The following is a 23,939-nucleotide window of genomic DNA, read 5'->3' on the forward strand; positions in this document are numbered from 1 at the left end:
GATGAGTGATGTGAAAGTGCGCAGCGCAGAGCGCCCCGATCCCGATCAACTGCTTGAGGCGCTGGCCGATTATGTGACGGCGACGCCGATTCGCTCGGACGAGGCCTATAGCACCGCTCGATACTGCCTGATGGACACTCTGGCCTGTGGCTTGCTGGCGCTGGAGTACCCCGCCTGCACCAAGCTGCTCGGCCCGGTCGTGCCCGGGGCCGACATGACCGGTGGCGCTCGGGTGCCCGGTACCCCGTATCAGCTCGACCCCGTTCAGGCGGCGTTCAATATCGGCGCCATGGTCCGCTGGCTCGATTTCAACGACACGTGGCTGGCCGCTGAGTGGGGCCACCCCTCCGATAATCTGGGCGCCATTCTCGCGCTCGCCGACTACCTCGCGCGGCGGGCAATTGCCGAAGGCCGTGAGCCGCCGGTCATGCGGGATGTGCTCACCGCGATGATCCGCGCCCACGAGATCCAGGGCGTGATCGCACTGGAGAACAGCTTTAACCGCGTCGGCCTGGATCACGTGTTGCTGGTGCGGCTCGCTTCCGCCTGTGTCAGCACCCACCTGCTCGGCGGCAGCCGGGAAGACGTCATGACGGTCGCCAGTCATGCGCTGCTCGATGGGGGTGCACTGCGAGCCTACCGCCATGCCCCGCAAGCTGGCCCGCGCAAGAGCTGGGCGGCCGGGGATGCCTCGGCACGCGGTCTCCGCCTGGCACTGATGACCCGGACGGGCGAGCTGGGCTATCCGGCAGCCCTGTCGGCGCCGACCTGGGGCTTCCAGGACGTGCTGTTCAAGGGCGAGACCGTCAACCTGGCCCAGCCACTCGGCAGCTATGTAATGGAGAATATCCTGTTCAAGATCAGCTTCCCCGCCGAGTTCCATGCGCAAACCGCGGCCGAGGCCGCCATGACGCTGCATCCGCAGGTCGCCGAGCGGATCGACGATATCGATCGCATCGTCATCGAGACCCAGGAGGCCGGCGTGCGCATCATCGACAAGACCGGAGCGCTCAATAACCCGGCCGACCGGGATCACTGTATCCAGTACATGGTCGCCGTGCCGCTGATCTTTGGTCGTCTGACCGCCGCCGATTACGAAGACGCGGTGGCCGCGGATCCGCGCATCGACGCCCTGCGCGAGCGCATGGAAGTGGTCGAGAACCCGACCTTCTCCAAGGAATACCTTGATCCGGATAAGCGCGCCATTGGTAACGCCGTGCAAGTTTTCTTCAAGGACGGCAGCTCGACGGACCGGATTGCGGTGGATTACCCCATCGGTCACCGCCGCCGCCGTGAAGAGGGGCTGCCGGAGCTGGTGAAGAAGTTCGAGGCGGCGCTGGCCACGCGCTTCGCGCCCCGCCAGGCCAGCCGAATCGAGGCCGCCTGCGGCGATCAGAACCGCCTGGAAGCCATGCCGGTGAACGAGTTCATGGACCTCTGGACGCAGTGACGGCATTCTTGCCGTCATGAGATTCTGGATCGGCAAACTCCTCGGCACCCTGTTCGGCAGCTTCGCAGGGGGCTGGGTCGGCGCCATCGTTGGCTTCATCATCGGTAACTGGTTTGATCGCGCCCTGTCCCGTGGGCAGGTGCGCGGTTTTGCCGGGGCCGGCAGTGCCGCTCACCGGCAAATGGTGCATGCGGCGTTCTTCCGTAGCGTCTTTGTGGTCATGGGCCACGTCTGCAAGGCCGATGGCCGGGTTACCGAGGCCGAAATTCGTGTGGCCAAGCAGGTCATGCAGCGCATGGACCTCAACGCCACGCAGCGTGAAGAGGCCATCAGCTACTTCAAGGCGGGTCGGGATGGCGACGCCGATCTGGACCAGACGCTACAGGAGTTCCGGCGTTACTGCCGCGGTCATGTGCAGCTGGTTCGGATGTTCCTCGAGATCCAGATTCAGGCGGCGCTGGCCGATGGCCGCTTTGATGAGGCCGAGCGGGCCGTACTCCGGCGGATTGCCCTGGGCCTCGGCCTATCCGAGGAGGATTACGCCCGTCTCGAGACCATGATGGGCGGGCAAGCCGCCAATCAGAAGGGCGGCGAATCCGAACTGGCCGCTGCCTATGACACACTCGGCGTCAATGCGAACGCCACCGATGCCGAGGTCAAGCGGGCCTGGCGCCGGCTGATGAGTGAGCATCATCCCGACAAATTGGTGGCCAAGGGGCTGCCCGAGGAGATGATGCGCATTGCCAAGGAGCGCGCGCAGGAGATTCAGTCGGCCTACGACAGCATCAAGCAGGCGCGGGGGATGCGCTGAACTCGATGTCGAGGCCACGGTCCTAACGAATGATGGTCACCGTTAAGAACACGGCTCGGCGTTGGGGCAGTGGCGCCCAGCTTCTGCACTGGTTGATGGCCCTCGGCATTCTGGCCTCGATGGGGCTCGGGTGGGTGATGGTGTATCTGCCAAGCAGTGCCCTTAAATTTGAGTTGTATGCCCTGCACAAGAGTCTCGGCATCACGCTGCTGGGCCTGGTGTTTCTGCGCCTGGCCTGGCGATGGGTGAATGTCACCCCGCCCCTGCCCGATCACTTGCCGCGCCATGAGCGCGTCCTCGCCAAGGGCACGCATCGGTTACTGTACGCACTCATGCTGCTGATGCCGCTGTCGGGCTATGTCATTAATTCGGCGGCGAACTTTCCGCTGAATGTCTTTGGGCTCGTGCAGATTCCCAACCTCACACCGGAGAGCGCAACGCTGCAGGCCATTGCCAGTAATCTGCATCTGGGGGTGTTCTGGGGGTTTGTCGTGCTGTTGATTCTGCACATCGGCGGGGCACTTCGGCATCACTTTGTGCTTCGGGACAATACGCTGCGGCGCATGTTGCCCGGGGCTCGGCGATAACGCACAAGGAGTTTCCCATGCGGCTGACCGCCTCGTTTGGACTGATGACCCTGCTCGCGACCGCGCCCGCGTTGGGGGCCGATGCCTGGTCGATCGATCATGATCAGAGCGATCTGACCTTCGAGGCCACGCAGCAGGGCGGGTCATTTGAGGGCTATTTCGGCAGCTTCAGTGCCGATATGCGCTTTGCGGCGGATGATCTGGACAACAGCGCCTTCGACGTGACCGTGGATGTCACCAGCATCGACACCGGCAGCCGCCAGCGTGACCGTGAGCTGCCAAAGTCAGACTGGTTTGCGTTCGACGCCTTCCCCAAGGCGACATTCAAGACGAGCGAGATCCGCGAGACCGCCGAGGGGTATGAAGCCGTGGGCGAGCTGCGCATTCGGGAGTCCGCTCACGAGATCACCCTGCCGTTTACCTGGGACACCGAGGGCGACACGGCCGAGATGGTCGGCGCGGTGACCATTGACCGGACGCGCTATGGCGTCGGTCAGGGCGACTGGACCGATCCCGACGCCGTGGGTCATGGCGTGACGGTGCAAGTGGATCTCACGCTCAGCCGCGTGGCGGACTGACGCGCTAGCGCAGCCGAACGCGGTAGCCCACCTCCCGCTGCTCGCCGCCATCCAGCTCGATTGTTCGCTGCAGGCCGGTGGGCACGCGCTGCCAGTCGTCCTCACCCTCTACGATCGCCCAGGCACCGTCGATGCGCTCATCCAGATGAACGGTTTGCGGGCGATCGGTGGTATTGCTCAGGCCCAAACGCCAGGCGATTTCCGTGCCCTCAGCGCCCCGATTGCGATAATCCGCCTGCAGTCGCTCAATGCGCACGGCGCTGCTAACGCCGGCAGTCAGGGTGGCCTCGCCGTCAGCGGCTGTGGCCTGAAAGCGTCCGCGGCCGAGCGGGGTCTGGCCGCCTTGTTCATTGGTGAAGACCCGAACCGAAGCGCCGTCGACCGGCGCATCGAATCCGGCAATCGTCCAGTGGCGGGCCACGGTTGCCACATCTGGAGCTGCGATGGGTTGATCGCCTTGGGCCCGGGCGATCAGCGTGGGCGTGACCTCCACGGCCATCGGCTCGTCGGCGAGGTGCTGCAGTGCGCTGCCCGGTTCCAGGCCGTCGATGGGGCCAAGCGCGACAGCCTCGCCCCGGGCATTCACTGCGGTGAGATCAGCGGCTGGGACCGGTTCACGGCGGTCGTTGTGCACGGTGACGATTCGGGTCAGCTCGCCTGCCTCCGCCTCGGTGGCTCCATCGAGGCGCAGCCGATAGTGGATCGCCGCCGAGAGACCGGGCGTCGCATAACTCAGCCTCAGTCGGCGGCTGCCGCCTTCTTCGATGAATACCTCGCCTCGCCAGTGGGGCGCGTCAGCTTGTGCTGGCTGGACCCGGCGAAGCCGTGTGAGCTCTGGCAGCGTATCGGTTGACCAGTCGAGGGAGTCGGGGTGCAGGTCGGCCGGCAGATCCTGGAAAGCCACCTGATTCCGGCCCGATAGCAGGGCGAGATCGCGCTGATCCATCCACATCGCAGCGCCGTCCGCTGGGAGTTGGATGGTCAGCCCTGTGCGATCCTCGGCCGTGCTGAGTAACCGGTCACTGCCGGCCTGCAGCGGCGCACTCTCGAATTCCTCAGCACTACCATCCGCCGGGGCCGAGCGGGTGCGATCTGGGTCATCGGATTGCGCCAGCACCGGACCGGCGCTCATTAGCGCACCCGCCAATCCAACGCCTGTAAGCCAGTGTCGCATCGCCCTTTCCTCTTATCGTTGACGTTAGACCAGCCCGGCAATCCAGGCGATCAGCGGGACCAGCAAGGCCGTCAAGGCCGCGTTCAAGCCCATGCCGAGTCCAGCGTAGGCGCCGGCTCGCTCGCTGTGCTGGAATGCGCGGGCCGTGGCAATCCCATGTGCGGCCACGCCAATGGCAAAGCCCTTAATATCGGCATCGCGCTCGCCAAGCAGGCGCAGCAGTGGCACACCGGCAATGGCCCCCGTGATGCCGGTCAGAATAACGAACACGGCCGCCAATGACGGCTCGCCGCCAACCTGTTCGGCGACGCCCATGGCAATCGGTGTCGTCGCCGATTTAGGCAGGAGCGAGAGCAGTGTGCTGGTCTCCAGTCCTAGCAGGGATCCAATGACCAGCGTGCTGACAATGGCCGTGGCTGAGCCAGCGACCAGCGCGATCGCAAGCGGCAACCACTGGCGGGCCAGGCGCTGGGCCTGGGCATGCAGCGGCACCGCGAGCAGCACAGTGGCTGGCCCGAGCAGGAAATGAACGAACTGGGCGCCATCGAAGTACACCCCGTAGTCGGTCTCCGTCACGAGCAGCGTGGCCACGATCAGCAGCACTGCGACCAGCACGGGGTTGAGCAGCGGAAACTCGCCACTGGCCAGAAACACGCGATGAGCCGTGGCATAAGCCGCGACGGTCAGTGTGAGCCACAGCAGCGGCTGCTCAGCCAGATAAACCCAGGTTTCGAAGAGTTGCTCACCCATTGTCGGGCGCCTCATCACGTCGTTGCAGCAGGCGCAGTGTCACGCCAGTGACCACGATGGCCAGCAGAACGCTGGTGATTAACGTCAGGGTAATGGGTAGCCAGGCCTCCGCGAGCAGGCCGATGTAGCTGATCACGCCCACGCCGGCCGGCACGAAGAGCAGTGAGAGATGCCGCAGCAGGCCATGCGCCAGGTTCGCGAGCTCGGCGGGCGGCTCGCCGCGCACGCTCAGCCCAATGAACAGCAACACCATGCCGATGACGGGGCCGGGCACGGGTAGCCCGAGCCAACGGGCGATGAGCTCACCGGCGAGCTGCAGGATCAGCACCAGCGTAATGAAGCCAATCATGGTCAGGGCTCCCCGAGCAATCGATCCCGGGCCTCATTGAGGCGGGCGGCCAGATAATCTGTTCCGCCCCGATCCGGGTGGAGTTTCTGGATGAGTCGGCGGTGCGCGGCCATTACCTCGTCACGGGCGGCGTCGGTGGTTACACCGAGCATCTCTGCCGCCTCCTCGCGGGTCATCGCGCCGTTGCGGTTGGCCTGGGGTGGCGCCTCCTGGCTGCCTTTGGCGGTTCCCGCTGCCGCACTGCCAAGGCCCAGCAGGCGCTTGATCCAGGGGAGGAAGCGCAGTAGTGAGGCCAGTCGCCATAGCATGGGTAGCGCAGCGCCAATCGCCGCAAAAATCCAGTTCAACCGCCCGGTCGCGGCCAGTGCAATACCGACCAGGGCAACGCTTGCCAGCATGATCATCGGTGCCCGCGCGCGCAGCCAGGCCCGCAGTCGCGGTGAGAGCATGAACGCGAGAAAGCCGACCAGAACGATGAAACTGATCAGGCGAATCATGACGACGGGGTGCGGGTCTGGCGGATCGCCTCGCAGCGGGCTTCCCAGCGCGCTAGGCGCTGCTCGTAGAGATCGAACACGCAGGGGTCACAGCCGCTGCCGCAACACTCATCCAAATCAGGCTCCCGCGGTGGCGGCGGCAATTTGGGCGCTTTGTGGGCGTTGGTCTCCGACATCACGGTTTATCCTGTCACGAACGCGTGGGCATGACGAAGCAGGACGACGACAACCGCGGCGATTGGCAGCGCGAGCAAGACCCCGACAAAACCGAACAGCTGGCCCCCCGCCAGCACGGCAAAGATCACCGCAACCGGGTGCAGCCCAATGCGATCGCCCACAAACAATGGGGTGAAGGCGACCGACTCCAGGGCCTGCCCCGCGCCGAAGACCACCCATACCAGCAGCAGCGGGATCAGCCAGTCGCTGTACTGCACGATTACCGCGGCCGTCGCCGCCGCGATCCCCACAATAAAACCCAGATACGGCACGATGGCGGCTAGCCCGGAGAGCAGCCCGATCAGGATGCCGAGTTGCAGGCCAACGAGCCACAGGCCAAACGCGTAGAACAGCCCCAGGCTGATCATGACCAGCAGTTGGCCGCGCACGAACGCGCCAACCACCTCATCACATTCGGCGGCCAGCTGTGCCGTGGTGGCCCGCCAGCTGGGGGGCACGGTCCGCAGGAGCGCGGCGAGCACCCGGTCCCAGTCGCGCAGCAAATAAAACGCCACCACCGGTGTCAGGGCCAGGGTGGCAATGGCGCCAGCGACGGCCATGCCGGAGCGACTGATCCGCCCGACCACCTCGGCCGCCACATTGCCGGTGGACTGCCAATGCTCGGAGATGGCGTTGCGCAGCGCCGCCAGGTCGACCGTGCCGAAATCAATGCCAAAGGTCTGCTCAAGCCAGGGTAAGCCGGTCTCTTGGGCCCAGGTCAGCATCCCGGGGAGCTGCGACTGCAGGGTATCGATCTGGCGGCCGACCAGCGGGATCAGCATGAGCACACCAGCGGCCAGCACACTGAATAGCAGCAAGAACACGATGCTGGTGGCGATCATGCGATTCAGGCCCAACCGCTGCAGGCGGCGTGCCAGAGGGTCGCCCAGGTACGCGAGCAGTGCGCCGGCAATAAACGGCGTCAGGATGGGCTGCAGCCAGTAGATCAACAGGCCCGTGAACACTACCAGCGCGAGGCCCAGGCCGGCGCGGTAAATCCGCAATGCATCATTCATGGGGCGAGGATAGCCCACACCGCGGTTCAGCGCAGCCGGGGGATCCATCATTTGGTCATTCGCGCTAAGGTACAGTGACTACGCGAATCAATAGAGGGGAATGAGCGTGCGCAATCCCAATCGCGTCTTCATCTGGATTCTGGGGTTTTTGGTGGCCGTGGCGGCCGTCGCAGGGCTGTTGTTTGCGCCTCTGCAAGAGGCCTTTATCGCCAACCCGGTGTTCAACGGGCTGATCCTGGGTGTGCTGCTGGTGGGCCTGGTCATCAACTGCCGCCAGGTGCTGGTGCTCAAACCCGAGGTGGACTGGGTGGAGCGTTTCCGGCATGCCGGCGACGGTGATGCACCGGCCCTGCCCCGCAGCCGTTTGCTCGGCTCGATGGCGCGGATGCTGACCGGACGCAGCGGTGATCGATTCAGTCTCTCGGCGATGTCATTGCGCACGGTACTGGACGGGATCCGCTCACGGCTGGATGAGTCCCGTGATTTGTCGCACTACCTGATCGGGCTGCTGGTGTTCCTGGGGCTACTCGGGACGTTCTGGGGCCTGCTGGATACCCTGCGTGCCGTGGGCGCGGTCATTGGTAACCTCACGGTCAGCGGCTCGGATGCCGGGCAAATCTTCACTGAGCTACGGGACGGCTTGCAGGCGCCGCTGACCGGCATGGGCACGGCCTTCAGCTCGTCGCTGTTCGGTCTGGCCGGCGCCTTGGTCCTGGGGTTTGTGGATTTGCAGGCCTCGCACGCCCAGAACGGGTTCTATAACGATCTCGAGGAATGGCTGTCCGGACAGACGCGTCTGTCCAGCGGCTCACTGGGCGGCGAGGGGGAAGGCTCCGTACCGGCCTACATCCAGGCATTGCTCGAGAACACGGCCGATAGCCTCGATAAGCTCCAGCGCATCATGGCCCAGGGCGACGACGAGCGACGGCATACCGACGCCCGCCTGATCGAGCTCACCGAGGAGATCTCGCGCCTGGCGCGGACCAATGAGGCGACCGGCGCCGTGGACAGCGAGCAGACCGAGCACCTGCGCTCGATGGCGAGCGGCCTGCAAGGGCTGCGCCAGGATCTGCTGGCCGATCGTGAGCGCCTGGTCGGCGAGCTCCGCGATGAGGTCCGCCTGCTGACCCGCACCGTCTCGCACCTGCGCGACGGCGACGACGGGCACTGAGCCAGCGCATGCTGGGCAGCAACCGCCGGGGTCGGTCAGCGGTCAACATTTGGCCGGGTTTTGTGGATGCGCTGGCAACCATCCTGCTGGCATTTGTTTTCGTGCTCATGCTCTTTGTGGTCGCGCAGGTTTACCTGAGCAGTCAGTTGTCCGATCGCAATCAGGCACTCGAGGCCCTGCAGGCCGAGCTCTCGGACATGGCCGAGGCCTTGTCCATGGAGCGCAGCGAGCGCGAGCGCCTCGAAGAAGAGGTCTCCAGTGTCTACGCCGAGCTGCACGCCACCCTGTCGCAGCGTGATGAGGCTCAGGAGGCCCTCGCGGCGACCCGCGAAGAACTGGAGGCCGCGCGAGAAGAGATCGCCATCGGTGAAGACACGCTGGAAGCGCGCCTGGTTGAGATCGCCTCGCTGCAGCAAGACATTAATGCCCTGCGCGAGGTCCGTGACGAGCTGGAAGCGGAAGTCGGCCAGCTCGCCGCCTCGCTGGAGGAAACGCAGGCCGAGCTCGGGGCGGCGCGAGACCGCAGCCGCGAGCTCGAGGCCGAACTGGCGGATGCCGAAGAGCGCACTCAGCTCGCCCAGGCCGAAATCGAATCCCAGTCGCTGCGTATCCGGGATCTGGTCGCTGAGATCGCGGAGCGCCAGGATGCCCTCGAGGCCGAGCAGTCACTGACAGCGGATGCCGAGGCGCGGGTGGAGGCGCTGCGCCGGCAGATCCGCGAGTTGCGCAATCAGATCAGCACGCTGGCCGAGGCCTTGCGAGTCGAGGAAGACACGGTCGCCGAGCAGCAGACCCGAATCGATACCCTGGTGGAGCGTTTGAACGTCGCCCTGGCTGAGGAAGTCCAGGAGCTCTCCAGTTATCGCTCGGAATTCTTCGGCCGGCTGCGGGAGGTGCTGGACGATGTGGAGGCCATCGAGATTGTCGGCGATCGCTTTCGTTTTCAGTCGGAGCTCTTTTTTGAGACGGCCTCCGCGGATCTGGGCCCGGAAGGGGAGGAACGACTGGGACAGGTGGCCGCCAGCCTGCGACAAGTCGCGGATCGCATCCCGGCGGACATCGACTGGGTGCTCCAGGTGGAGGGGCATACCGATCGCCGGCCGATTCGAACGCCCGAGTTCCCGTCCAACTGGGAGCTTTCTACTGCCCGGGCACAGGCGATTGTGTATTACCTGATCGATGAGGGTATTCCGGCGCGGCGCCTGGCCGCCGTGGGTTATGGCGAGTACCAGCCCGTGGCCGAGGGTGAGGATGCGGAAGACCTGGCCCGCAACCGCCGTATCGAGCTGCGGCTGAGTAATCGCTGACAAAGCCTCGCCTAGATGGCGTTGACGTCATCGGCGAAGAAGTCGGGTCGCATCATTTCCAGAAATCGCCGTGCCTGGGGTGAGAGAAAGCGCCCGCGGCGGGACATCGCCCCGTAGGTGCGCTTGGGAAAGACCTCTGGTAACGAGCGCACGACGATGCCGGGGTAGTGCTCCGCCAGTGAGACATTGCTCACGATGGCAATACCAAAGCCCAGCCCCACATAGCGTTTGACCGCCTCCCAACTGCCCACTTCAAGCCGAATGCGGTAAGGCACGGCATGCTGCTGGAACACCAGGCTAATCAGCCGCCAGGTGGTCATGTTCTGCGGCGGGATAATGAAATCCTGCCCCGCCAAATCACGCAGGTTAATCACATCCCGGCGGGCGAGCGGGTGGTCAGGCGGTGTAATCAGCGAAAGCCCATAGGAATAGATCGCCCGATAGCGCAGCTCATCGGGCATATCGAGAATGGCGCCGACTGCAAAATCCACCCGATCCTCGCGCAGCGCGTCCATCAAATCCCCGACGGAGAGGTGATGCAGGCGCACCCGGACATTGGGGTGTTCGGCCATGAATTGCTCAAGCGTGGCAGGCAGAAGATAGAGCGTGGACGACTCTCCCGCGCCAATATCGAGCCGGCCACTGTCGAGCGGGCGGCTGTCTTCACTGAATCGGCCGGCGAGCCCATCAATAGCCTCCACGAGCTGATGCGCCTCGGCATACAGCTGTTCACCCTCGGGCGTTAGCCGGATCCGGGGGCCGCGGCGCTCGAACAACGTCACACTCAATTCCCGCTCGAGCGCCTGAATTTGCAAGGATACCGAGGGCTGCGTGAGGCCGAGGCGCTCGGCCGCCCGGGAGATGCTCCCGGCCTCGGCGGTAAAGCAGAATGCGCGTAGCTGGCGCAGTCGGTCGTGGCGGTAGGCGGCATTGGGCTCAAGCGCGGTTGGCATGAGGCAGCTCCATTATTGTTAAAAACAATGCAATGTATTGTTTACATTACCTTGTGTAATGCTGCAACGCCACATACCTTGAAGCGAACCGACCCCGGATAACGGCCTGAGGAGGCAAGCGTGATGAGTACATTAAAAACGGCAGCGGAACTCGAAAAAGACTGGGCCAGCAACCCGCGCTGGGCTGATGTCACCCGCCCGTATCCTGCGTCTGAAGTCGTGCGCCTGCGCGGCACGGTGCCGGTGGAGCACAGTCTGGCCAAAACGGGCGCGGAAAAGCTCTGGCGTTATCTCAATGACGGCGAGATGGACTACGTCAACGCGCTGGGTGCGCTGACTGGTAACCAGGCCATGCAGCAGGTGAAGGCCGGGTTGCATGCGATCTATCTCTCGGGCTGGCAGGTGGCGGCGGACGCCAACCTCGGCTCCACCATGTATCCCGATCAGTCCCTGTACCCGGCCGACTCCGTGCCGGCCGTGGTGGAGCGGATCAATAATGCCCTGCTGCGCGCTGACGAGATCCACCATGCCGAGGGCGATGACAGCATCGACTGGATGCAGCCGATCGTTGCCGATGCCGAAGCCGGCTTCGGGGGTGTGCTGAACGCCTTTGAGCTCATGAAGGGCATGATTCGGGCGGGCGCGTCCGGCGTGCATTTCGAGGATCAGCTCGCGTCGGTGAAAAAATGCGGCCATATGGGCGGCAAGGTGCTGGTGCCGACGCAGGAGGCGGTACAGAAGCTGGCGGCGGCCCGCCTCGCGGCCGACACCATGGACACGCCGACGCTGCTCGTTGCCCGTACCGACGCGCTGGCCGCTGACCTCATTACCTCGGATATTGATGCCTACGACGCGCCTTACATCACGGGCGAGCGCACGGTCGAGGGCTTCTACCGTACCCACGCGGGTGAAGAGCAGGCCATCAGCCGCGGCCTTGCCTATGCGCCGTTTGCGGATCTCATCTGGTGTGAGACGGGTACGCCGGATCTGGCCTTTGCCAAGCGCTTTGCCGAGGCCATTAAAAAGGATCACCCCAACACGATGCTCGCTTACAACTGCTCACCGTCGTTTAACTGGCGGGGCAAGCTCGACGAGAAGACCATCGCGAGCTTCCAGAACGAGCTGGGGGCCATGGGCTACAAGTTCCAGTTCATTACCCTCGCCGGCTTCCACAGCCTCAACTACTCCATGTTCGAGCTGGCGCGGGGCTACAAGAGCCGGCAGATGGCGGCCTACTCCGAGCTGCAGCAAGCCGAGTTCGCCTCCGAGAAAGATGGCTACACGGCGACCCGCCATCAGCGCGAGGTGGGCGCCGGGTACTTCGATCAGGTTACGCAGACGATTCAGGGCGGGGTTTCCTCGGTGACGGCCATGACCGGCTCCACCGAAGAGGATCAGTTCAAGTCCTGAGCAAGTTTTTTGGGGGCAGGGATGCCCCCATTTTTTTACCTGACCCGTCGATTAGACGCCGTATTTTTTGTCGAGCGCGGTGTACTCGGCGGTCCCGATTACTTCCTCGCGACCCTTGAAGCTGACCATGCGCTCCTGCATGGCCGCACTGTGGCCATCGCGGCGGATGACCTCCAGGGCGTCCTGCATGCCTTTGATGGCCGCGCGCTGGGTGTCGCTGGGGATGATGATGACACTGTAGCCAAGTTCACCCAGGCGATCGGCGGGCATGAGCGGGGTCTTGCCGCCATGGAACATGTTGATCAGCTTGGGCTGGGGCAGGTCTTTGGCGATCTGCTCGATCTGCTCCTCGGAGGTGGGCGCCTCCACAAAGATCGCATCGGCGCCGGCGTCCATATAGGCATGCGCCCGCTCCAGGGTGGGGCCATAGCCCTCCACGGCCAGACCATCGGTCCGCGCAATGAGCACCATATCAGGGTCATGGAGCGCATCTTTCACCGCCCGGATCTTCTGGGTCATCTCCTTTTGCGGGACGATGGATTTGTCATCGTAGTGGCCGCATTTTTTCGGGAAGACCTGGTCTTCCAGGTGGAAACCCGCGACGCCCACCCGCTCAAAGGCCCGGGCGGTTTTCTGCGCGTTCAGGGCATTGCCATGGCCGGTGTCCGCATCGGCAATCAGCGGGATCTGGGTGACCTCCACCATCGTCTCAAGGCGTTTGACGATCTCATCCAGGCTCATCAGCCCCAGATCGGGGATGCCGTTGCCGCGGGCAATGCCGCCGCCAGTGGCATACACCGCCGCAAACCCGGCCTGCTCTACCAGTCGAGCTGATAGCCCGTCATAGGCGCCGGGGGCGACCACGGGCGGGTGATTGAGAATAAGTTGGCGAAGCTGGCGGGCAGGCGTCATGGCCGGTCTCCTCCGATCCTTGGTTTGTTATTCAGACCGGATTGTGCCGCAACTCAGTCGGCGGTGCATCTGCCCCTAAATCGAGCGCTGATTGACCCGGGCAGAGACCTCTTCGGCTGATTCGATGCGCTCGGAGTAGCGGTCGACCAGATAGTCCCGGCAGCCGCGGGTCAGGCGGGTGAACTTCACGAGCTCTTCCATGACATCGACGATGCGGTTGTAGTACGGCGAGGGCTTCATGCGCCCATCGTCCTCGAACTCGAGATAGGCCTTGGGTACTGAGGACTGGTTGGGGATCGTGATCAGCCGCATCCAGCGGCCGAGGATGCGCAGTTGGTTGACGGCGTTAAAGCTCTGCGAACCGCCGTTGACTTGCATCACCGCCAGCGTCTTGCCCTGGGTGGGGCGAACCCCGCCCATGTTGAGCGGGATCCAGTCGATTTGCGCTTTCATGATGCCGGTCATCGCCCCATGGCGCTCAGGGCTCGACCAGACGAACCCATCCGCCCACGTCGCCAGTTCCCGCAGCTCCTGGACCTTGGGATGGTCGGCCTCAGCGTCGTCCGGCAGCGGCAAGCCGCTGGGGTCAAAGACCTGGGTGTCCACGCTCAGGCGCCGAAGAATGCGCGCGCCTTCAAGGGCCATCAGCTTGCTGTACGAGCGCTCGCGCAGTGATCCATACAACAGCAAGATGCGGATCGGTGCCTCGCCGGCTGGCGTAAGGAGCGTCGGGTCGTCGACCGGCTTAAAGGCGGCCTCGACCAGGTTGGGTGTGGTCTCATCACTCATGTCCCGCTCTTTTGTAGCACCGCCGTGGCACGCTCGTACCAGCCCCTTGAAGTGTTCACCAGCTTAACGAGGGCCAGCATGACGGGCACCTCCACCAGCACGCCCACCACCGTGGCGAGCGCGGCCCCGGAGTTCAACCCGAACAGGCTGATGGCAACGGCGACCGCTAGCTCAAAGAAGTTGGACGTCCCGATGAGCGCCGCGGGTGCGCCAATGCTGATGGGCACGCTCCAACCCCGAGCCCACAAATACGCCAGCCCGAAGATCCCGACGCTCTGAATGATCAGCGGAATCGCAATCAACACGATGACCAGCGGCTGATTGAGGATGCGCTCGCCCTGGAAGGCAAACAGCAGCAACACCGTGACCACCAGGCCGATAACCGTGATCGGCTTGATGCGCCCGGTAAATTCATCGACCGCGGTCTGTCCGCCTTTGCCGAACAAATGCTGCCGGGTGAGCGCGCCCACGATCAGGGGAACCACCACGTACAGGCCCACCGATAGCAACAGCGTCTGCCACGGCACGATCACCTCGGCCACGCCGAGCAGCAGGGCGACCAGTGGGGCGAAGGCGAAGATCATAATCAGGTCATTAATCGCGACCTGGACGAGGGTGTAGGTGGCGTCTCCCTCGGTAAGCTGGCTCCAGACAAACACCATCGCCGTACACGGCGCGGCGCCCAGCAGGATCATCCCGGCGATATAGGCCTTGGCGTCATCGGGGGGCACCAGGCCGGCGAAAAAACCCTCGAAGAACAGCAGAGCCAGCCCCGCCATGGTGAACGGCTTGATCAGCCAGTTGATCACCAGGGTAATGGTCAGGCCCTTGGGCCGGTCGCCCGCATGGCGCAGTGAACTGAAGTCCACATTGATCATCATCGGGTAGACCATCGCCCAAATGAGCACGGCCACGACCAGGTTGACGTTGGCGATCTCCAGACCGCTCAGCCACTCAAAGGCGGAGGGGAAAAACTTACCCAGGGCGATCCCCGCGACGATGGCGAGCGCCACCCAGACACTGAGATAACGCTCGAACCGACCCATGACCTCGCCGGTTGCACGCCGGGCGGTTACATCACACTGTGCACTCATTACTGACACTCACTTCGGTTTTTCGCGATGGCGCGGGTGACGCGCCGCTCGTCGTCGGTGTAGGGCGGTTTGTCGGCTAATGACTGACAGATGGCATCGACGGTGGTGCGCAGCCAGTCGGGTCGATCATGCCGCAGCTGATAGTGGATCCATTGCCCGCTGCGGCGCGTTTCCACGAGACCGCTGTCGCGTAGCGTGGCCAGATGGCGGGACATCTTGGGCTGACTCACTCCCAGGGTCTCGGTAAGCTCGCAGACGCACAGCTCACCACGGCGGTTGAGCAACACCACCGCCCGCAGGCGTGTCTCATCGCCGAGCAGCCGAAACAGCTCCGTGGCGCTCAACGCTTGAGCAGCATCGGTGTGATGCGCTTCCATCACTCTTCCTCAGGCTGGGTTTTGCCGATGGACTCGAGCTTGTCCTGGAGCTTGAGCCGATCCAGCGAGGCGATGGGCAGATTGGTGAACAGCCCAATGCGGCTGCGCAGGGCAATAAACGCATCGCGGAAGGCCCGCTCGCGGACCTCATCCGAGCCCTCAACCGCTGCGGGATCGGGCATACCCCAGTGGGCCGTCATGGGCTGACCCGGCCAGATCGGGCAGGGTTCGGCGGCCGCCTGGTCGCACACGGTAAACACGAAATCCATTTTCGGGGCATCTGGGCCGCTGAAGACATCCCAGTTTTTGCTGTGCAGTCCCTCCGTGGGGAGTCGCATCTGCTCGAGGAGCTTGATCGCCAGCGGATTCACCTGCCCGGCCGGGAAGCTGCCCGCGCTGTAGCCGGTGAACTGGCCCCGGCCCGTGTGGTTGATGAGCGCCTCGGCCAGGATGCTCCGTGCCGAGTTGCCGGTGCAGAGAAACAAAACGTTGTAGTGGGACATACCGCTTCTTCCTGGCTATGGAAGCGTCAGTATATCTGCCAAAACGAATATATGGAATGACAGATGTATGGCAGTCAGGTGGTGCGGACAACCGGCAGTCGCGAGTGTGACTTCACCACCTTAAGTGCCAAGCTCGACTGAATGTTGGCCACACCCTCAATCTTTGCCAGCTGATCCACGATCAGGCGCTCGAGGGCCTGTGCATCAGCGACCAGCACGCGCAGCAGATAATCGGACTGGCCGGTCATGAGGTAGCACTCCATGACCTCGGGCAGGGCGCGCGCGGCCCCCTCAAAGTTCTCAAGCGCGTTGCGAACCTGTCGATCCAGACTGACGTGAATGAACACGTTCACATTCAGCCCGAGCTTCTCGGGGGCGATTTCTGCGGTGTACCGATCAATGATGCCTGAGGCCTCCAGCGCCCGGACGCGGGCCAGGCATGGCGACGGTGTCAGATTGACCCGCTCCGCCAGCTCCACATTGGTCAGTCGTGCGTTGTCTTGCAGCGCCTCAAGAATCCGCAGATCAGTGCGGTCAAGGTGTTGTTTCGACATATAGTGCCTCAATTACCTATTTATCCGGAACAATAGCGTACTTTGGCATCAGTCTGCCGGCTAAAAATATTGCCATCTGCCGTCTGGCCTCCCGTAGTCTTTCAACCATGACTACCGAACACATCCTTTCCGACGCCGATCCCGACGAGACCCACGACTGGCTGGCAGCCCTCAATTCGGCCCTTGCGACCGGGGGCGCCGCGCGGAGCCAGTTCCTCATCCGCCAGCTGGTGGATGCCGCCCGGGCGGCAGGCGTGGAGCTGGATTTGCCGCTGTCGACGCCGTATCGCAACACGATCCGCCCCGAGGACGAGCCGACCTTCCCCGGTGATGTCACACTGGAGGGGCGGCTTTCGGCGATCATCCGCTGGAATGCACTCGCGATGGTGGTCCGAGCCAATCGGGCGGATGCGAGCCTTGGTGGGCATATCGCAAGCTATGCCTCGGCCGCTGATCTCTTTGAAGTGGGCTTTAATCATTTTTTCCGCGCCCAGGTGGATGACGGCCCAGGAGACCTCGTGTTCCTGCAGCCGCACTCCGCACCCGGCGTCTATGCCCGGGCCTACCTCGAGGGCCGGCTGGATGAGTCGCAGATCGCCCACTACCGGCGCGAGGTCGACGGCCAGGGCCTGTCCTCGTATCCGCATCCCTGGCTGATGCCCGACTTCTGGCAGTTCCCAACGGGCTCCATGGGCCTGGGCCCGCTCCAGGCGGTTTATCAGGCGCGCTTCATGCGCTATCTCGAGGCGCGCGGGATGATCGCGCCGAGCAACCGGCGGGTGTGGGGGATTTTCGGCGACGGTGAGATGGACGAGCCGGAGAGCATTGGTGCCCTCGGGCTAGCCGCCCGTGAGGGCCTCGATAACCTCGTGTTCGTCATCAACTGCAATCTTCAGCGTCTGGACGGCCCGGTCCGGGGTAACGGCCAGATCATCCAGGAGCTCGAGGGGCTCTACCGCGGGGCTGGGTGGAACGTTATCAAGGTGCTGTGGGGGTCGGATTGGGATGATCTGTTTGCCCGTGACACCGAGGGGGTGCTCGCGGAATACCTCCAGAAGACCCTCGATGGCGACTTCCAGACCCTTGCGGCGACGGACGGGCAGTTCAATCGGGAGCATTTCTTCTCGCGCGATCCCCGCCTGCAAGCGCTGGTGGCGCACCTGACCGATGAGCAGATCGACCGACTCCGCCGGGGCGGTCACGACATCGTGAAGATCAGTGCGGCCTACCAGCAGGCGATGCAGGCCAATGGCCGGCCCACGGTTATCCTCGCCAAGACGAAAAAGGGCTACGGCATGGGCCATTGGGGCCAGGGCACCATGACCAGTCATCAGCAGAAAAAGCTGGATGAGGAGGCTTTGCTCGCCTTCCGTGACCGCTTCCAGCTGCCGCTGGATGACGAGGCCGTGACCGACCTGTCGTTCTACCGGCCGCCGGCGGACAGCCCGGAGATGCAATACCTGCATCAGCATCGCGAGGCGCTGGGCGGCTACCTGCCCCGACGCCAGCAAACGGCGGACGTCATCCCGGTGCCCGCGCTGGATCGCTATGCCGGTTTCGCGATGGAAGAGACCAGTCGGCCCATTTCCACCACCATGGCCTGGGCCCGGATGCTGAGCGGCCTGCTGCGGGACAAGACCCTCGGCCCGCGCATCGTGCCGATCGTGGCGGATGAGGCGCGCACCTTCGGCATCGCCAATCTCTTCCGTCAGATCGGGATTTACTCGCCCCAGGGGCAGCGCTACCAGCCCCAGGACGCCGACTCCATGCTGGTCTACCGCGAGCATGAGCAGGGTCAGCTCCTCGAAGAGGGGATCTCGGAGGCGGGGGCGCTGGCCTCATGGGTTGCCGCTGGCACCGCCTACAGCACCCATGGCACGGCCATGCTGCCGATGTATATCTACTACTCCATGTTCGGCTTCCAGCGGGTTGGCGATCTGATGTGGGCCGCTGCTGAGCAGCGCAGCCGTGGGTTCTTGCTGGGGGCGACCGCGGGCCGCACCACGCTGAACGGCGAGGGCTTGCAGCATCAGGACGGCAGCAGCCATGTGTTGATGGCCACCATCCCGAACTGCCGCTGCTGGGATCCCGCGTTCGCCTTCGAGCTGGCGGCCATCATGGATCAGGGCATGCGCGAGATGCTCGAGGACCAGCAGGATGTCTTCTACTACATCACGGTCATGAACGAGGCCTATACCCAGCCCGCCTGGCCTGATCATGTCAGCCAGGCCGATATCCTCTCCGGGCTTTACTGCTATCGGCCGACGTCTAACCTGGATCGTGCCCCGGATGTCCGTTTGGTGGGCTCCGGTGCCATCCTGAATGAGGTCATTGCCGCCGCGGATCAGCTCGCCGCCGAGGGCGTTACTGCTGAGGTGTGGAGCGCCACGAGCTACAGCGAGCTGGAGCGAACTGGCGCCGCGCATGTCAGCGCCTGTCTGGACGGCGACGCGCCGGTGATCATGGCCAGTGATTATGTGAAGGCCTGGCCCGCCCGGATCGCGCCCTTTATCCATGCCCCGGTCACGTTGCTCGGCACGGACGACTTTGGCCGCTCTGATCAGCGCGAGGCCCTGCGCCGCTACTTTGGCGTTGATCGGGATACAATCGCGCAGTCCGCCATCGAGGCACTGAAGACCTCGAGCGCCTAGACCCCCAAACGAGGAGAGCCACCCATGAATCTCAATCGACTGCTGCGCGAGCGCCTGGACGCCGGCCGCCCCGTCAGGGCCGGCCTGATCGGGGCGGGCAAGTTCGGCTCCATGTTCCTGAGTCAGGTCCCGACCACGCTCGGCCTCGAGGTCAGCGCCATCGCCGATCTCGATCCAGACCGGGCGCGCGCTGCCTGCCGGGCCGTGCATTGGAGCGAGTCGCAGATCGACGCGGTCGCCTTTGTCGCGGATGGCGCCGAGCTGTGTGCCCGCGATGATGTGGACGTTGTCATCGAGGCGACGGGCCACCCGGCCGCAGGCATTCGTCATGCCCTCGCCGCCATTGAGGCCGGCCGGCATATCGTGATGGTGAATGTGGAAGCCGACGTGCTGGCCGGCCCCCTGCTGGCCGAGCGGGCCCGGGCGCAGGGCGTGGTCTACTCCATGGCCTATGGCGATCAGCCCGCCCTGACCTCAGAGCTCGTGGACTGGGCTCGGGCCACCGGGTTCGAGGTAGTGGCTGCCGGCAAGGGCACCAAGTACCTGCCCGCCTACCATCAGGTCACCCCGGATGACGTGTGGTCGCATTACGGGCTGACGGCGGCTGAGGCGGCGGCCGCCGGCATGAACCCGCAGATGTTCAATAGTTTCCTGGACGGCACGAAGTCGGCAATCGAGATGGCGGCCATCGCCAATGCCTGTGAACTGGCCGTCCCCGCGGATGGGCTCGCTTTCCCGCCCTGTGGTGTGGATGACCTCGCCCATGTGCTGCGCCCGCAGTCTGTCGGCGGCTGCCTGCCCCAAGCCGGCATGGTGGAAGTCGTCAGCAGCCTCGAGCGCGATGGCCGGCCCGTTTACCGGGATCTGCGCTGGGGTGTCTACGTGGTCCTGAAGGCCCCCAACGACTATGCCGCCGCCTGCTTTCGGCAGTACGGGCTGCCCACGGACAGCACGGGTCAGTACGCCGCCATGCACAAGCCGTTTCATCTGATTGGCCTGGAGCTGGGCATCAGCGTGCTCTCGGCCGCTCTACGAGGTGAGCCGACGGGCCAGACCCGCGGATGGATAGGTGACGTCGCCGCGGTGGCGAAGCGTCCGCTGCGGGCTGGGGAAACCCTCGATGGCGAGGGCGGTTATACCGTCTGGGGCAAACTGCTGAGCGCCGCGCAGAGTGCGAAGCAACAAGCCCTGCCCATTGGCCTGGCCCACGGCATCACGCTCACGCGGGATGTCCCCGCGGGTGCGGTGCTGACCAGTAACGACGTGGCGCTGGGCGATCAGCCGGCTGTAGCCATTCGCCAGGAAATGGTCAGCCGGTATCAGCCATCGCCTTGAGCGGGTCTACGGGGACTGCGTGGTAAACCAGCGCGGCAGGCGCAGCGACCAGAAAATGACGACCGCCCGCAGAGAAAAGGCAATCACGGTGCCGGCGAGGAGGCCTTCCGGCCCGTGCTCGGGCGAGAACTGCAGCGTCAGCAGCATGACGAGGCAGCCGATAACCACGGGCATGGCATACACCTCATCGCTCATCAGCAGGGTTTTCCGTCCGGCGAGCACATCCCGGATCAGCCCGCCGCCGATGGCGGTAATCACGCCCATCATCAACGGCCCGATCGGCCAGGCAAACCCCAGCTCATAGGCCTTATAGGCGCCGCCGATCCCAAACATCGCTGCGCCCAGGCCATCAATGTAGACCATCAGCGAGAACATCACGGGTCGGGCAAAGAACGACATGGCGACGAAGGTCAGAATGCTGGCCAGCACGGCAAAGCGGATATACGCCAGGTCGAGCGACCAGAAGATCGGAACATCCAGGATCAGATCCCGCACCGTCCCGCCGCCGACCGCGGCGATGACCCCCAGCATGATGGCCGAGAAGAAGTCGACGCGGCGCTCGGCCACCGCCAGGACGCCCGTGACGGCGAAGGCGATTGTCGCCGCCATCGCCAGAAGGACATTGGTGTCGTTGAGGTTCACTGGACGCGAGCGAACAATGAGGGGGTAGGTCGAGTGGGGTTGTTCACGGCGAGCCTCACGCTGCGGGAGAGCCGTATTGCGCTCCACTTACCTTGCCTAAGGTAGGCCATTTCCGTGTCTATGGCTGTCTTTAATTGCTCATCCACGACCGAAGTGCTCTATCGATCGAAATAAAACCGCCGCTGACATCCAAGCCAGCGGCGGTTTCTTAGCGACAACGCTGATCGGGCGGTTTTAGTACTCGAAGATGAGCCCAGCGACGGCGAGCGAGTCGTTATCGCCTGCATCGCCGAATCCATCAAAGTCGCCGTACTCGGCAAAGATGAGCAGGCCTTCGGCCACGTCATAGTTGGCACCCACCGCAACCTGAGAGCCGTCGTTGCCGTTATCGACGGAGACGTCCTGGACTGCGCCGTACAGTGATCCCATGCCATAGTCGAAATTCAGCGCCAGGGCGGTAGCATCGGTGTCGTTGCCGTCCTTGTTGCTCTGATTGGCATAGCGGGCTGAGGCTTCCAGTGTATCCGTCAGGCCGATGACTGCAGCGACGCCGTACACGCCATCCTCAGACTGGAAGTTGTTGTTGGTTTCGGCATCCACCGAACCACGGTCGTCATAGGCGGCCCGCAGAGAGAGGTTGCCCACATCGTATTGGGCTGCGGCGATCAGGCTGAGCTCGGTGCTGGTTTGATTGGTCGTCGTTGTCTCGTCCGCGATCCGTGTCTGCAGCCTGAAGGAGAAATCTCCCAACTCCGGGCTGTAGTAGGTGACCATGTTGTCCTCGGTCGTGCGGTCGACCTGCGCCAGTGTGGCGTTTTCGAACGGATCGACTGAATCAGAGATCAGGTCCTCGAACACGTTGTCGCTGTCGCCTACCTGAACTTCACCGAAATCCCCTGTGAATCCCAGCACGCTCATGTCGCGGGTCAGGTCGTCATCGTCATCGTCACTGTCGCCAAGCGTGTTGTAAGTGAACTCGGTGGCGATGTAACCAGTAATGCCATTACCAAGATCACGCGAGCCACCAAGGATGATTAGCGATCCGTCGTCGGTGAATTCTGTCTCGCTAGCCCCGCTGTTGTCCTCGGTGTCTCTGAAGTTCAGGACCACTTCACCACCCAATGTAAGAGTCGTGCGATCGTCAACCTCGAAGCTTGCAGCGTGGACGGATGAGAAGGTGCCCCCGAGCGCAAGCGCGGCGAGCAGCGCTGAAGATCTGTATAGCCCGTTCATGATTTTCTCCTGTTGATGAATGACGGTTGCCCATAAAGGCACGCTAATTTTATAGAACTGAGAATCATTCGCAACAAAAATCGACGCTGAGGTATCGCGCCGGGTGTTGGGCAGGACGAGGGGTATGGGGGGCTGTATTGACGGACTCTGGGGGTTAGCCGCGCCCGAGGTAGGGCATCTTCGTGGCCATGACGGTCATGAACTGCACATTCGCGTCGAGCGGCAGGTTGACGATGTAGCGCACGGCGTCGGCGACATGGCGGACATCCATCACCGGCTCGCGCATCACACTGCCATCCGGCTGCGGAATGCCGGCCTTCATCGGCTCGGTCATCGGGGTCTCGGCATTGCCGATGTCGATCTGGCTGCAGGCGATGTCATGGGCCCGGCCATCCAGCGTGATGGACTTGGTGAGCCCCGTGATCGCGTGCTTGGAGGTCGTGTACGCCACGGAATTCACCCGCGGGGCATGGGCGGAGATGGAACCGTTGTTGATGATGCGCCCGCCCTGCGGCTGCTGGTCGCGCATCAGTCGGAAGGCCCCGCGGGCCATCAGGAAGGCGCCATCCAGGTTCACGCCCAGCACCCGGCGCCAGTCATCCCAGTCCACGTCACCGATCGGCGTGGAGGCCATGAAGGCCCCGGCGTTATTAAACAGGGCGTCCAGTCGGCCGTATTCCGCGGCGATCTTTTTATAGAGGGCGTCGACCGCGGCGGGATCCCCCACATCGACCGACACCGGCAATGCCCGGTTCGGGTACGCGCCGGCGATCGCTTCCAGCGGCTCGAGGCGCCGCGCGGCGAGGACCACGCGATGCCCATCGGCCAGCATCGCCTCGGCCACGCCACGGCCGATGCCCTGACTCGCGCCGGTCACCAGAATGACCTTGTTTTCGGCTGTCATGAGTAAGCGCTCTCCTCGAAGTTCATGGCCCAGAAGTCCGTCTCAAGGCGGGTCGCCTCGCGGAATATCTGGGCGATCTGTGCAATGCGGGGCGCTGGGAGCCGCTCCATGCGCGCATTAATCCAGTCCCGCTCACTTTGCGCGGCCGCCTGGAACTCGTCACTCTCGTACATGCCGATCCAGGCGTCATAGGGGTTTGCGGCGCCGCGGACGGTGAATGACTGGGCGTTGATCCAGTCGGCGATCTCCGCATAGCCGATGACACAGGGAGCGAGGGCGACATGTAGATCCAGCAGATCGCCGCGCTGCCCGGTATCGAGCACGTAGCGCGTGTAGGCCGTGGTGGGGCGCGCCTCTGGCGTCTGTTCCAGGGCGGCCTCGCTAATCCCCCAGCCCGCGCAATACTCGACGTGCAGGCCAAGCTCCAGATCTAGAATCGCCTTCAGCCCCTCATGGGCCTGGCGCAGGTCGGCAAGCGTCCGGCTTTTATAGGCGGCTAGCGCGTAGGCACGGGCAAAGTGAATCAGGAAAAGGTAATCCTGCTGAAGGTAGTGCTGAAAGGCGGCCTTGGGGAGCGAGCCATCGGCCAATTCGCGAAGGAAGCGGTGCTGCGTATACGCCTGCCAGTCGTCATGGCAGCGGTTTTTGAGGAGGCAGAAGTTCGGGCTATCCATCG

Annotated in this window: 26 protein-coding genes; 9 read left to right on the forward strand and 17 right to left on the reverse strand. The window is 63.7% G+C overall.

Translation table 11 applies throughout. The annotated features are described in order from the left end of the window. The first annotated feature begins 1 nt into the window (after position 1). Genes SPISAL_RS00390 through SPISAL_RS00405 form a run of 4 tightly spaced genes read left to right on the forward strand, consistent with a single transcriptional unit; the run spans position 2 to position 3,426 of the window. The gene (locus tag SPISAL_RS00390; protein WP_016352487.1) at positions 2 to 1,450 is read left to right on the forward strand and encodes a bifunctional 2-methylcitrate dehydratase/aconitate hydratase; all 1,449 of its coding nucleotides are present in this window, start codon (positions 2 to 4) and stop codon (positions 1,448 to 1,450) included. A gap of 16 nt (positions 1,451 to 1,466) precedes the next feature. Then, on the forward strand, positions 1,467 to 2,261 hold the full coding sequence (gene djlA, locus SPISAL_RS00395) for a co-chaperone DjlA (RefSeq protein ID WP_016352488.1): 795 nt from the start codon (positions 1,467 to 1,469) through the stop codon (positions 2,259 to 2,261). 29 nt (positions 2,262 to 2,290) lie between these two features. Further along, positions 2,291 to 2,848: a cytochrome b gene (locus tag SPISAL_RS00400; protein ID WP_016352489.1), complete on the forward strand. Its 558-nt coding sequence runs from the start codon at positions 2,291 to 2,293 to the stop codon at positions 2,846 to 2,848. A gap of 17 nt (positions 2,849 to 2,865) precedes the next feature. Next, a complete protein-coding gene (locus SPISAL_RS00405; RefSeq protein WP_016352490.1) occupies positions 2,866 to 3,426 on the forward strand; it encodes a YceI family protein in 561 nt (186 codons plus the stop codon). 4 nt (positions 3,427 to 3,430) lie between these two features. On the opposite strand, the gene SPISAL_RS00410 is transcribed toward SPISAL_RS00405, so the two are convergent. The 6 genes from SPISAL_RS00410 to SPISAL_RS00435 are packed head-to-tail and all read right to left on the reverse strand — an operon-like array spanning position 3,431 to position 7,479. Continuing rightward, a complete protein-coding gene (locus tag SPISAL_RS00410; RefSeq protein WP_016352491.1) occupies positions 3,431 to 4,600 on the reverse strand; it encodes a hypothetical protein in 1,170 nt (389 codons plus the stop codon). Between the two features lie 24 nt (positions 4,601 to 4,624). Beyond that, positions 4,625 to 5,350 carry an LrgB family protein gene (locus SPISAL_RS00415; protein WP_016352492.1) on the reverse strand — a complete coding sequence of 242 codons (726 nt, stop codon included), beginning with the start codon at positions 5,348 to 5,350 and terminating at the stop codon, positions 4,625 to 4,627. Further along, positions 5,343 to 5,699, reverse strand: coding sequence for a CidA/LrgA family protein (locus SPISAL_RS00420; protein ID WP_016352493.1), 357 nt, complete (start codon positions 5,697 to 5,699; stop codon positions 5,343 to 5,345). The genes SPISAL_RS00415 and SPISAL_RS00420 overlap by 8 nt, the downstream gene beginning before the upstream one ends. 2 nt (positions 5,700 to 5,701) lie before the next feature. Then, the gene (locus SPISAL_RS00425; RefSeq protein WP_016352494.1) at positions 5,702 to 6,196 is read right to left on the reverse strand and encodes a J domain-containing protein; all 495 of its coding nucleotides are present in this window, start codon (positions 6,194 to 6,196) and stop codon (positions 5,702 to 5,704) included. After that, positions 6,193 to 6,372, reverse strand: coding sequence for an oxidoreductase-like domain-containing protein (locus SPISAL_RS00430; protein ID WP_016352495.1), 180 nt, complete (start codon positions 6,370 to 6,372; stop codon positions 6,193 to 6,195). The genes SPISAL_RS00425 and SPISAL_RS00430 overlap by 4 nt, the downstream gene beginning before the upstream one ends. Before the next feature lie 6 nt (positions 6,373 to 6,378). After that, entirely contained in the window at positions 6,379 to 7,479 is a 1,101-nt protein-coding gene (locus tag SPISAL_RS00435) for an AI-2E family transporter (protein ID WP_016352496.1), read from the reverse strand. A gap of 49 nt (positions 7,480 to 7,528) precedes the next feature. Here SPISAL_RS00435 and SPISAL_RS00440 point away from each other — a divergent pair, with 49 nt between their 5' ends. Further along, on the forward strand, positions 7,529 to 8,599 hold the full coding sequence (locus tag SPISAL_RS00440; RefSeq protein WP_016352497.1) for a hypothetical protein: 1,071 nt from the start codon (positions 7,529 to 7,531) through the stop codon (positions 8,597 to 8,599). Positions 8,600 to 8,607: 8 nt separating this feature from the next. Then, complete coding sequence (locus SPISAL_RS00445; RefSeq protein WP_016352498.1) at positions 8,608 to 9,906, forward strand: peptidoglycan-binding protein; 1,299 nt, start codon at positions 8,608 to 8,610, stop codon at positions 9,904 to 9,906. Between the two features lie 11 nt (positions 9,907 to 9,917). Here the strand turns inward: SPISAL_RS00445 and SPISAL_RS00450 are convergent, their stop codons facing one another. After that, positions 9,918 to 10,859 carry a LysR family transcriptional regulator gene (locus SPISAL_RS00450; RefSeq protein WP_016352499.1) on the reverse strand — a complete coding sequence of 314 codons (942 nt, stop codon included), beginning with the start codon at positions 10,857 to 10,859 and terminating at the stop codon, positions 9,918 to 9,920. Positions 10,860 to 10,982: 123 nt separating this feature from the next. Here SPISAL_RS00450 and aceA point away from each other — a divergent pair, with 123 nt between their 5' ends. After that, entirely contained in the window at positions 10,983 to 12,269 is a 1,287-nt protein-coding gene (aceA, locus tag SPISAL_RS00455; RefSeq protein WP_016352500.1) for an isocitrate lyase, read from the forward strand. A gap of 51 nt (positions 12,270 to 12,320) precedes the next feature. Here the strand turns inward: aceA and SPISAL_RS00460 are convergent, their stop codons facing one another. From SPISAL_RS00460 to SPISAL_RS00485, 6 genes are all read right to left on the reverse strand, one after another. Then, positions 12,321 to 13,181, reverse strand: a complete 861-nt coding sequence (locus SPISAL_RS00460) for an isocitrate lyase/PEP mutase family protein (RefSeq protein ID WP_016352501.1) — start codon at positions 13,179 to 13,181, stop codon at positions 12,321 to 12,323. A gap of 75 nt (positions 13,182 to 13,256) precedes the next feature. Continuing rightward, complete coding sequence (gene arsH / locus SPISAL_RS00465) at positions 13,257 to 13,970, reverse strand: arsenical resistance protein ArsH (RefSeq protein ID WP_016352502.1); 714 nt, start codon at positions 13,968 to 13,970, stop codon at positions 13,257 to 13,259. Next, the gene (arsB, locus tag SPISAL_RS00470) at positions 13,967 to 15,064 is read right to left on the reverse strand and encodes an ACR3 family arsenite efflux transporter (RefSeq protein ID WP_016352503.1); all 1,098 of its coding nucleotides are present in this window, start codon (positions 15,062 to 15,064) and stop codon (positions 13,967 to 13,969) included. Before arsB ends, arsH begins: the two co-directional genes overlap by 4 nt. Next, on the reverse strand, positions 15,064 to 15,441 hold the full coding sequence (locus tag SPISAL_RS00475) for an ArsR/SmtB family transcription factor (protein WP_016352504.1): 378 nt from the start codon (positions 15,439 to 15,441) through the stop codon (positions 15,064 to 15,066). The genes arsB and SPISAL_RS00475 overlap by 1 nt, the downstream gene beginning before the upstream one ends. Next, entirely contained in the window at positions 15,441 to 15,944 is a 504-nt protein-coding gene (locus SPISAL_RS00480; protein ID WP_016352505.1) for an arsenate reductase ArsC, read from the reverse strand. The genes SPISAL_RS00475 and SPISAL_RS00480 overlap by 1 nt, the downstream gene beginning before the upstream one ends. A 74-nt stretch (positions 15,945 to 16,018) precedes the next feature. Continuing rightward, the gene (locus SPISAL_RS00485) at positions 16,019 to 16,498 is read right to left on the reverse strand and encodes an Lrp/AsnC family transcriptional regulator (protein ID WP_016352506.1); all 480 of its coding nucleotides are present in this window, start codon (positions 16,496 to 16,498) and stop codon (positions 16,019 to 16,021) included. A gap of 107 nt (positions 16,499 to 16,605) precedes the next feature. Between SPISAL_RS00485 and aceE the strand changes: the two genes are divergently transcribed. Both aceE and SPISAL_RS00495 read left to right on the forward strand, forming a co-directional pair. Next, complete coding sequence (aceE, locus tag SPISAL_RS00490) at positions 16,606 to 19,149, forward strand: pyruvate dehydrogenase (acetyl-transferring), homodimeric type (protein WP_016352507.1); 2,544 nt, start codon at positions 16,606 to 16,608, stop codon at positions 19,147 to 19,149. A gap of 24 nt (positions 19,150 to 19,173) precedes the next feature. Beyond that, on the forward strand, positions 19,174 to 20,484 hold the full coding sequence (locus tag SPISAL_RS00495; RefSeq protein WP_016352508.1) for an NAD(P)H-dependent oxidoreductase: 1,311 nt from the start codon (positions 19,174 to 19,176) through the stop codon (positions 20,482 to 20,484). A 6-nt stretch (positions 20,485 to 20,490) separates the two neighbouring features. Here the strand turns inward: SPISAL_RS00495 and SPISAL_RS00500 are convergent, their stop codons facing one another. The 4 genes from SPISAL_RS00500 to tenA form a co-directional block, all read right to left on the reverse strand. After that, positions 20,491 to 21,213: a trimeric intracellular cation channel family protein gene (locus SPISAL_RS00500; RefSeq protein WP_016352509.1), complete on the reverse strand. Its 723-nt coding sequence runs from the start codon at positions 21,211 to 21,213 to the stop codon at positions 20,491 to 20,493. A 147-nt stretch (positions 21,214 to 21,360) separates the two neighbouring features. Further along, complete coding sequence (locus SPISAL_RS00505) at positions 21,361 to 22,359, reverse strand: porin (RefSeq protein ID WP_016352510.1); 999 nt, start codon at positions 22,357 to 22,359, stop codon at positions 21,361 to 21,363. Between the two features lie 154 nt (positions 22,360 to 22,513). Next, positions 22,514 to 23,263: an SDR family oxidoreductase gene (locus SPISAL_RS00510; RefSeq protein WP_016352511.1), complete on the reverse strand. Its 750-nt coding sequence runs from the start codon at positions 23,261 to 23,263 to the stop codon at positions 22,514 to 22,516. After that, complete coding sequence (gene tenA / locus SPISAL_RS00515; RefSeq protein WP_016352512.1) at positions 23,260 to 23,937, reverse strand: thiaminase II; 678 nt, start codon at positions 23,935 to 23,937, stop codon at positions 23,260 to 23,262. Before tenA ends, SPISAL_RS00510 begins: the two co-directional genes overlap by 4 nt. Positions 23,938 to 23,939 lie beyond the last annotated feature (2 nt).

The organism is Spiribacter salinus M19-40, from assembly GCF_000319575.2.
Classification (GTDB): Bacteria; Pseudomonadota; Gammaproteobacteria; order Nitrococcales; family Nitrococcaceae; genus Spiribacter; species Spiribacter salinus.

Coding starts and splice junctions, on each gene's coding strand:
- SPISAL_RS00390 (WP_016352487.1), top strand. CDS start 2: ATGAGTGATGTGAAAGTGCGCAGCGCAGAGCGCCCCGATCCCGATCAA.
- djlA (WP_016352488.1), top strand. CDS start 1,467: ATGAGATTCTGGATCGGCAAACTCCTCGGCACCCTGTTCGGCAGCTTC.
- SPISAL_RS00400 (WP_016352489.1), top strand. CDS start 2,291: ATGATGGTCACCGTTAAGAACACGGCTCGGCGTTGGGGCAGTGGCGCC.
- SPISAL_RS00405 (WP_016352490.1), top strand. CDS start 2,866: ATGCGGCTGACCGCCTCGTTTGGACTGATGACCCTGCTCGCGACCGCG.
- SPISAL_RS00410 (WP_016352491.1), bottom strand. CDS start 4,600: ATGCGACACTGGCTTACAGGCGTTGGATTGGCGGGTGCGCTAATGAGC.
- SPISAL_RS00415 (WP_016352492.1), bottom strand. CDS start 5,350: ATGGGTGAGCAACTCTTCGAAACCTGGGTTTATCTGGCTGAGCAGCCG.
- SPISAL_RS00420 (WP_016352493.1), bottom strand. CDS start 5,699: ATGATTGGCTTCATTACGCTGGTGCTGATCCTGCAGCTCGCCGGTGAG.
- SPISAL_RS00425 (WP_016352494.1), bottom strand. CDS start 6,196: ATGATTCGCCTGATCAGTTTCATCGTTCTGGTCGGCTTTCTCGCGTTC.
- SPISAL_RS00430 (WP_016352495.1), bottom strand. CDS start 6,372: ATGTCGGAGACCAACGCCCACAAAGCGCCCAAATTGCCGCCGCCACCG.
- SPISAL_RS00435 (WP_016352496.1), bottom strand. CDS start 7,479: ATGATGGATCCCCCGGCTGCGCTGAACCGCGGTGTGGGCTATCCTCGC.
- SPISAL_RS00440 (WP_016352497.1), top strand. CDS start 7,529: ATGAGCGTGCGCAATCCCAATCGCGTCTTCATCTGGATTCTGGGGTTT.
- SPISAL_RS00445 (WP_016352498.1), top strand. CDS start 8,608: ATGCTGGGCAGCAACCGCCGGGGTCGGTCAGCGGTCAACATTTGGCCG.
- SPISAL_RS00450 (WP_016352499.1), bottom strand. CDS start 10,859: ATGCCAACCGCGCTTGAGCCCAATGCCGCCTACCGCCACGACCGACTG.
- aceA (WP_016352500.1), top strand. CDS start 10,983: ATGAGTACATTAAAAACGGCAGCGGAACTCGAAAAAGACTGGGCCAGC.
- SPISAL_RS00460 (WP_016352501.1), bottom strand. CDS start 13,181: ATGACGCCTGCCCGCCAGCTTCGCCAACTTATTCTCAATCACCCGCCC.
- arsH (WP_016352502.1), bottom strand. CDS start 13,970: ATGAGTGATGAGACCACACCCAACCTGGTCGAGGCCGCCTTTAAGCCG.
- arsB (WP_016352503.1), bottom strand. CDS start 15,064: ATGAGTGCACAGTGTGATGTAACCGCCCGGCGTGCAACCGGCGAGGTC.
- SPISAL_RS00475 (WP_016352504.1), bottom strand. CDS start 15,441: ATGGAAGCGCATCACACCGATGCTGCTCAAGCGTTGAGCGCCACGGAG.
- SPISAL_RS00480 (WP_016352505.1), bottom strand. CDS start 15,944: ATGTCCCACTACAACGTTTTGTTTCTCTGCACCGGCAACTCGGCACGG.
- SPISAL_RS00485 (WP_016352506.1), bottom strand. CDS start 16,498: ATGTCGAAACAACACCTTGACCGCACTGATCTGCGGATTCTTGAGGCG.
- aceE (WP_016352507.1), top strand. CDS start 16,606: ATGACTACCGAACACATCCTTTCCGACGCCGATCCCGACGAGACCCAC.
- SPISAL_RS00495 (WP_016352508.1), top strand. CDS start 19,174: ATGAATCTCAATCGACTGCTGCGCGAGCGCCTGGACGCCGGCCGCCCC.
- SPISAL_RS00505 (WP_016352510.1), bottom strand. CDS start 22,359: ATGAACGGGCTATACAGATCTTCAGCGCTGCTCGCCGCGCTTGCGCTC.
- SPISAL_RS00510 (WP_016352511.1), bottom strand. CDS start 23,263: ATGACAGCCGAAAACAAGGTCATTCTGGTGACCGGCGCGAGTCAGGGC.
- tenA (WP_016352512.1), bottom strand. CDS start 23,937: ATGGATAGCCCGAACTTCTGCCTCCTCAAAAACCGCTGCCATGACGAC.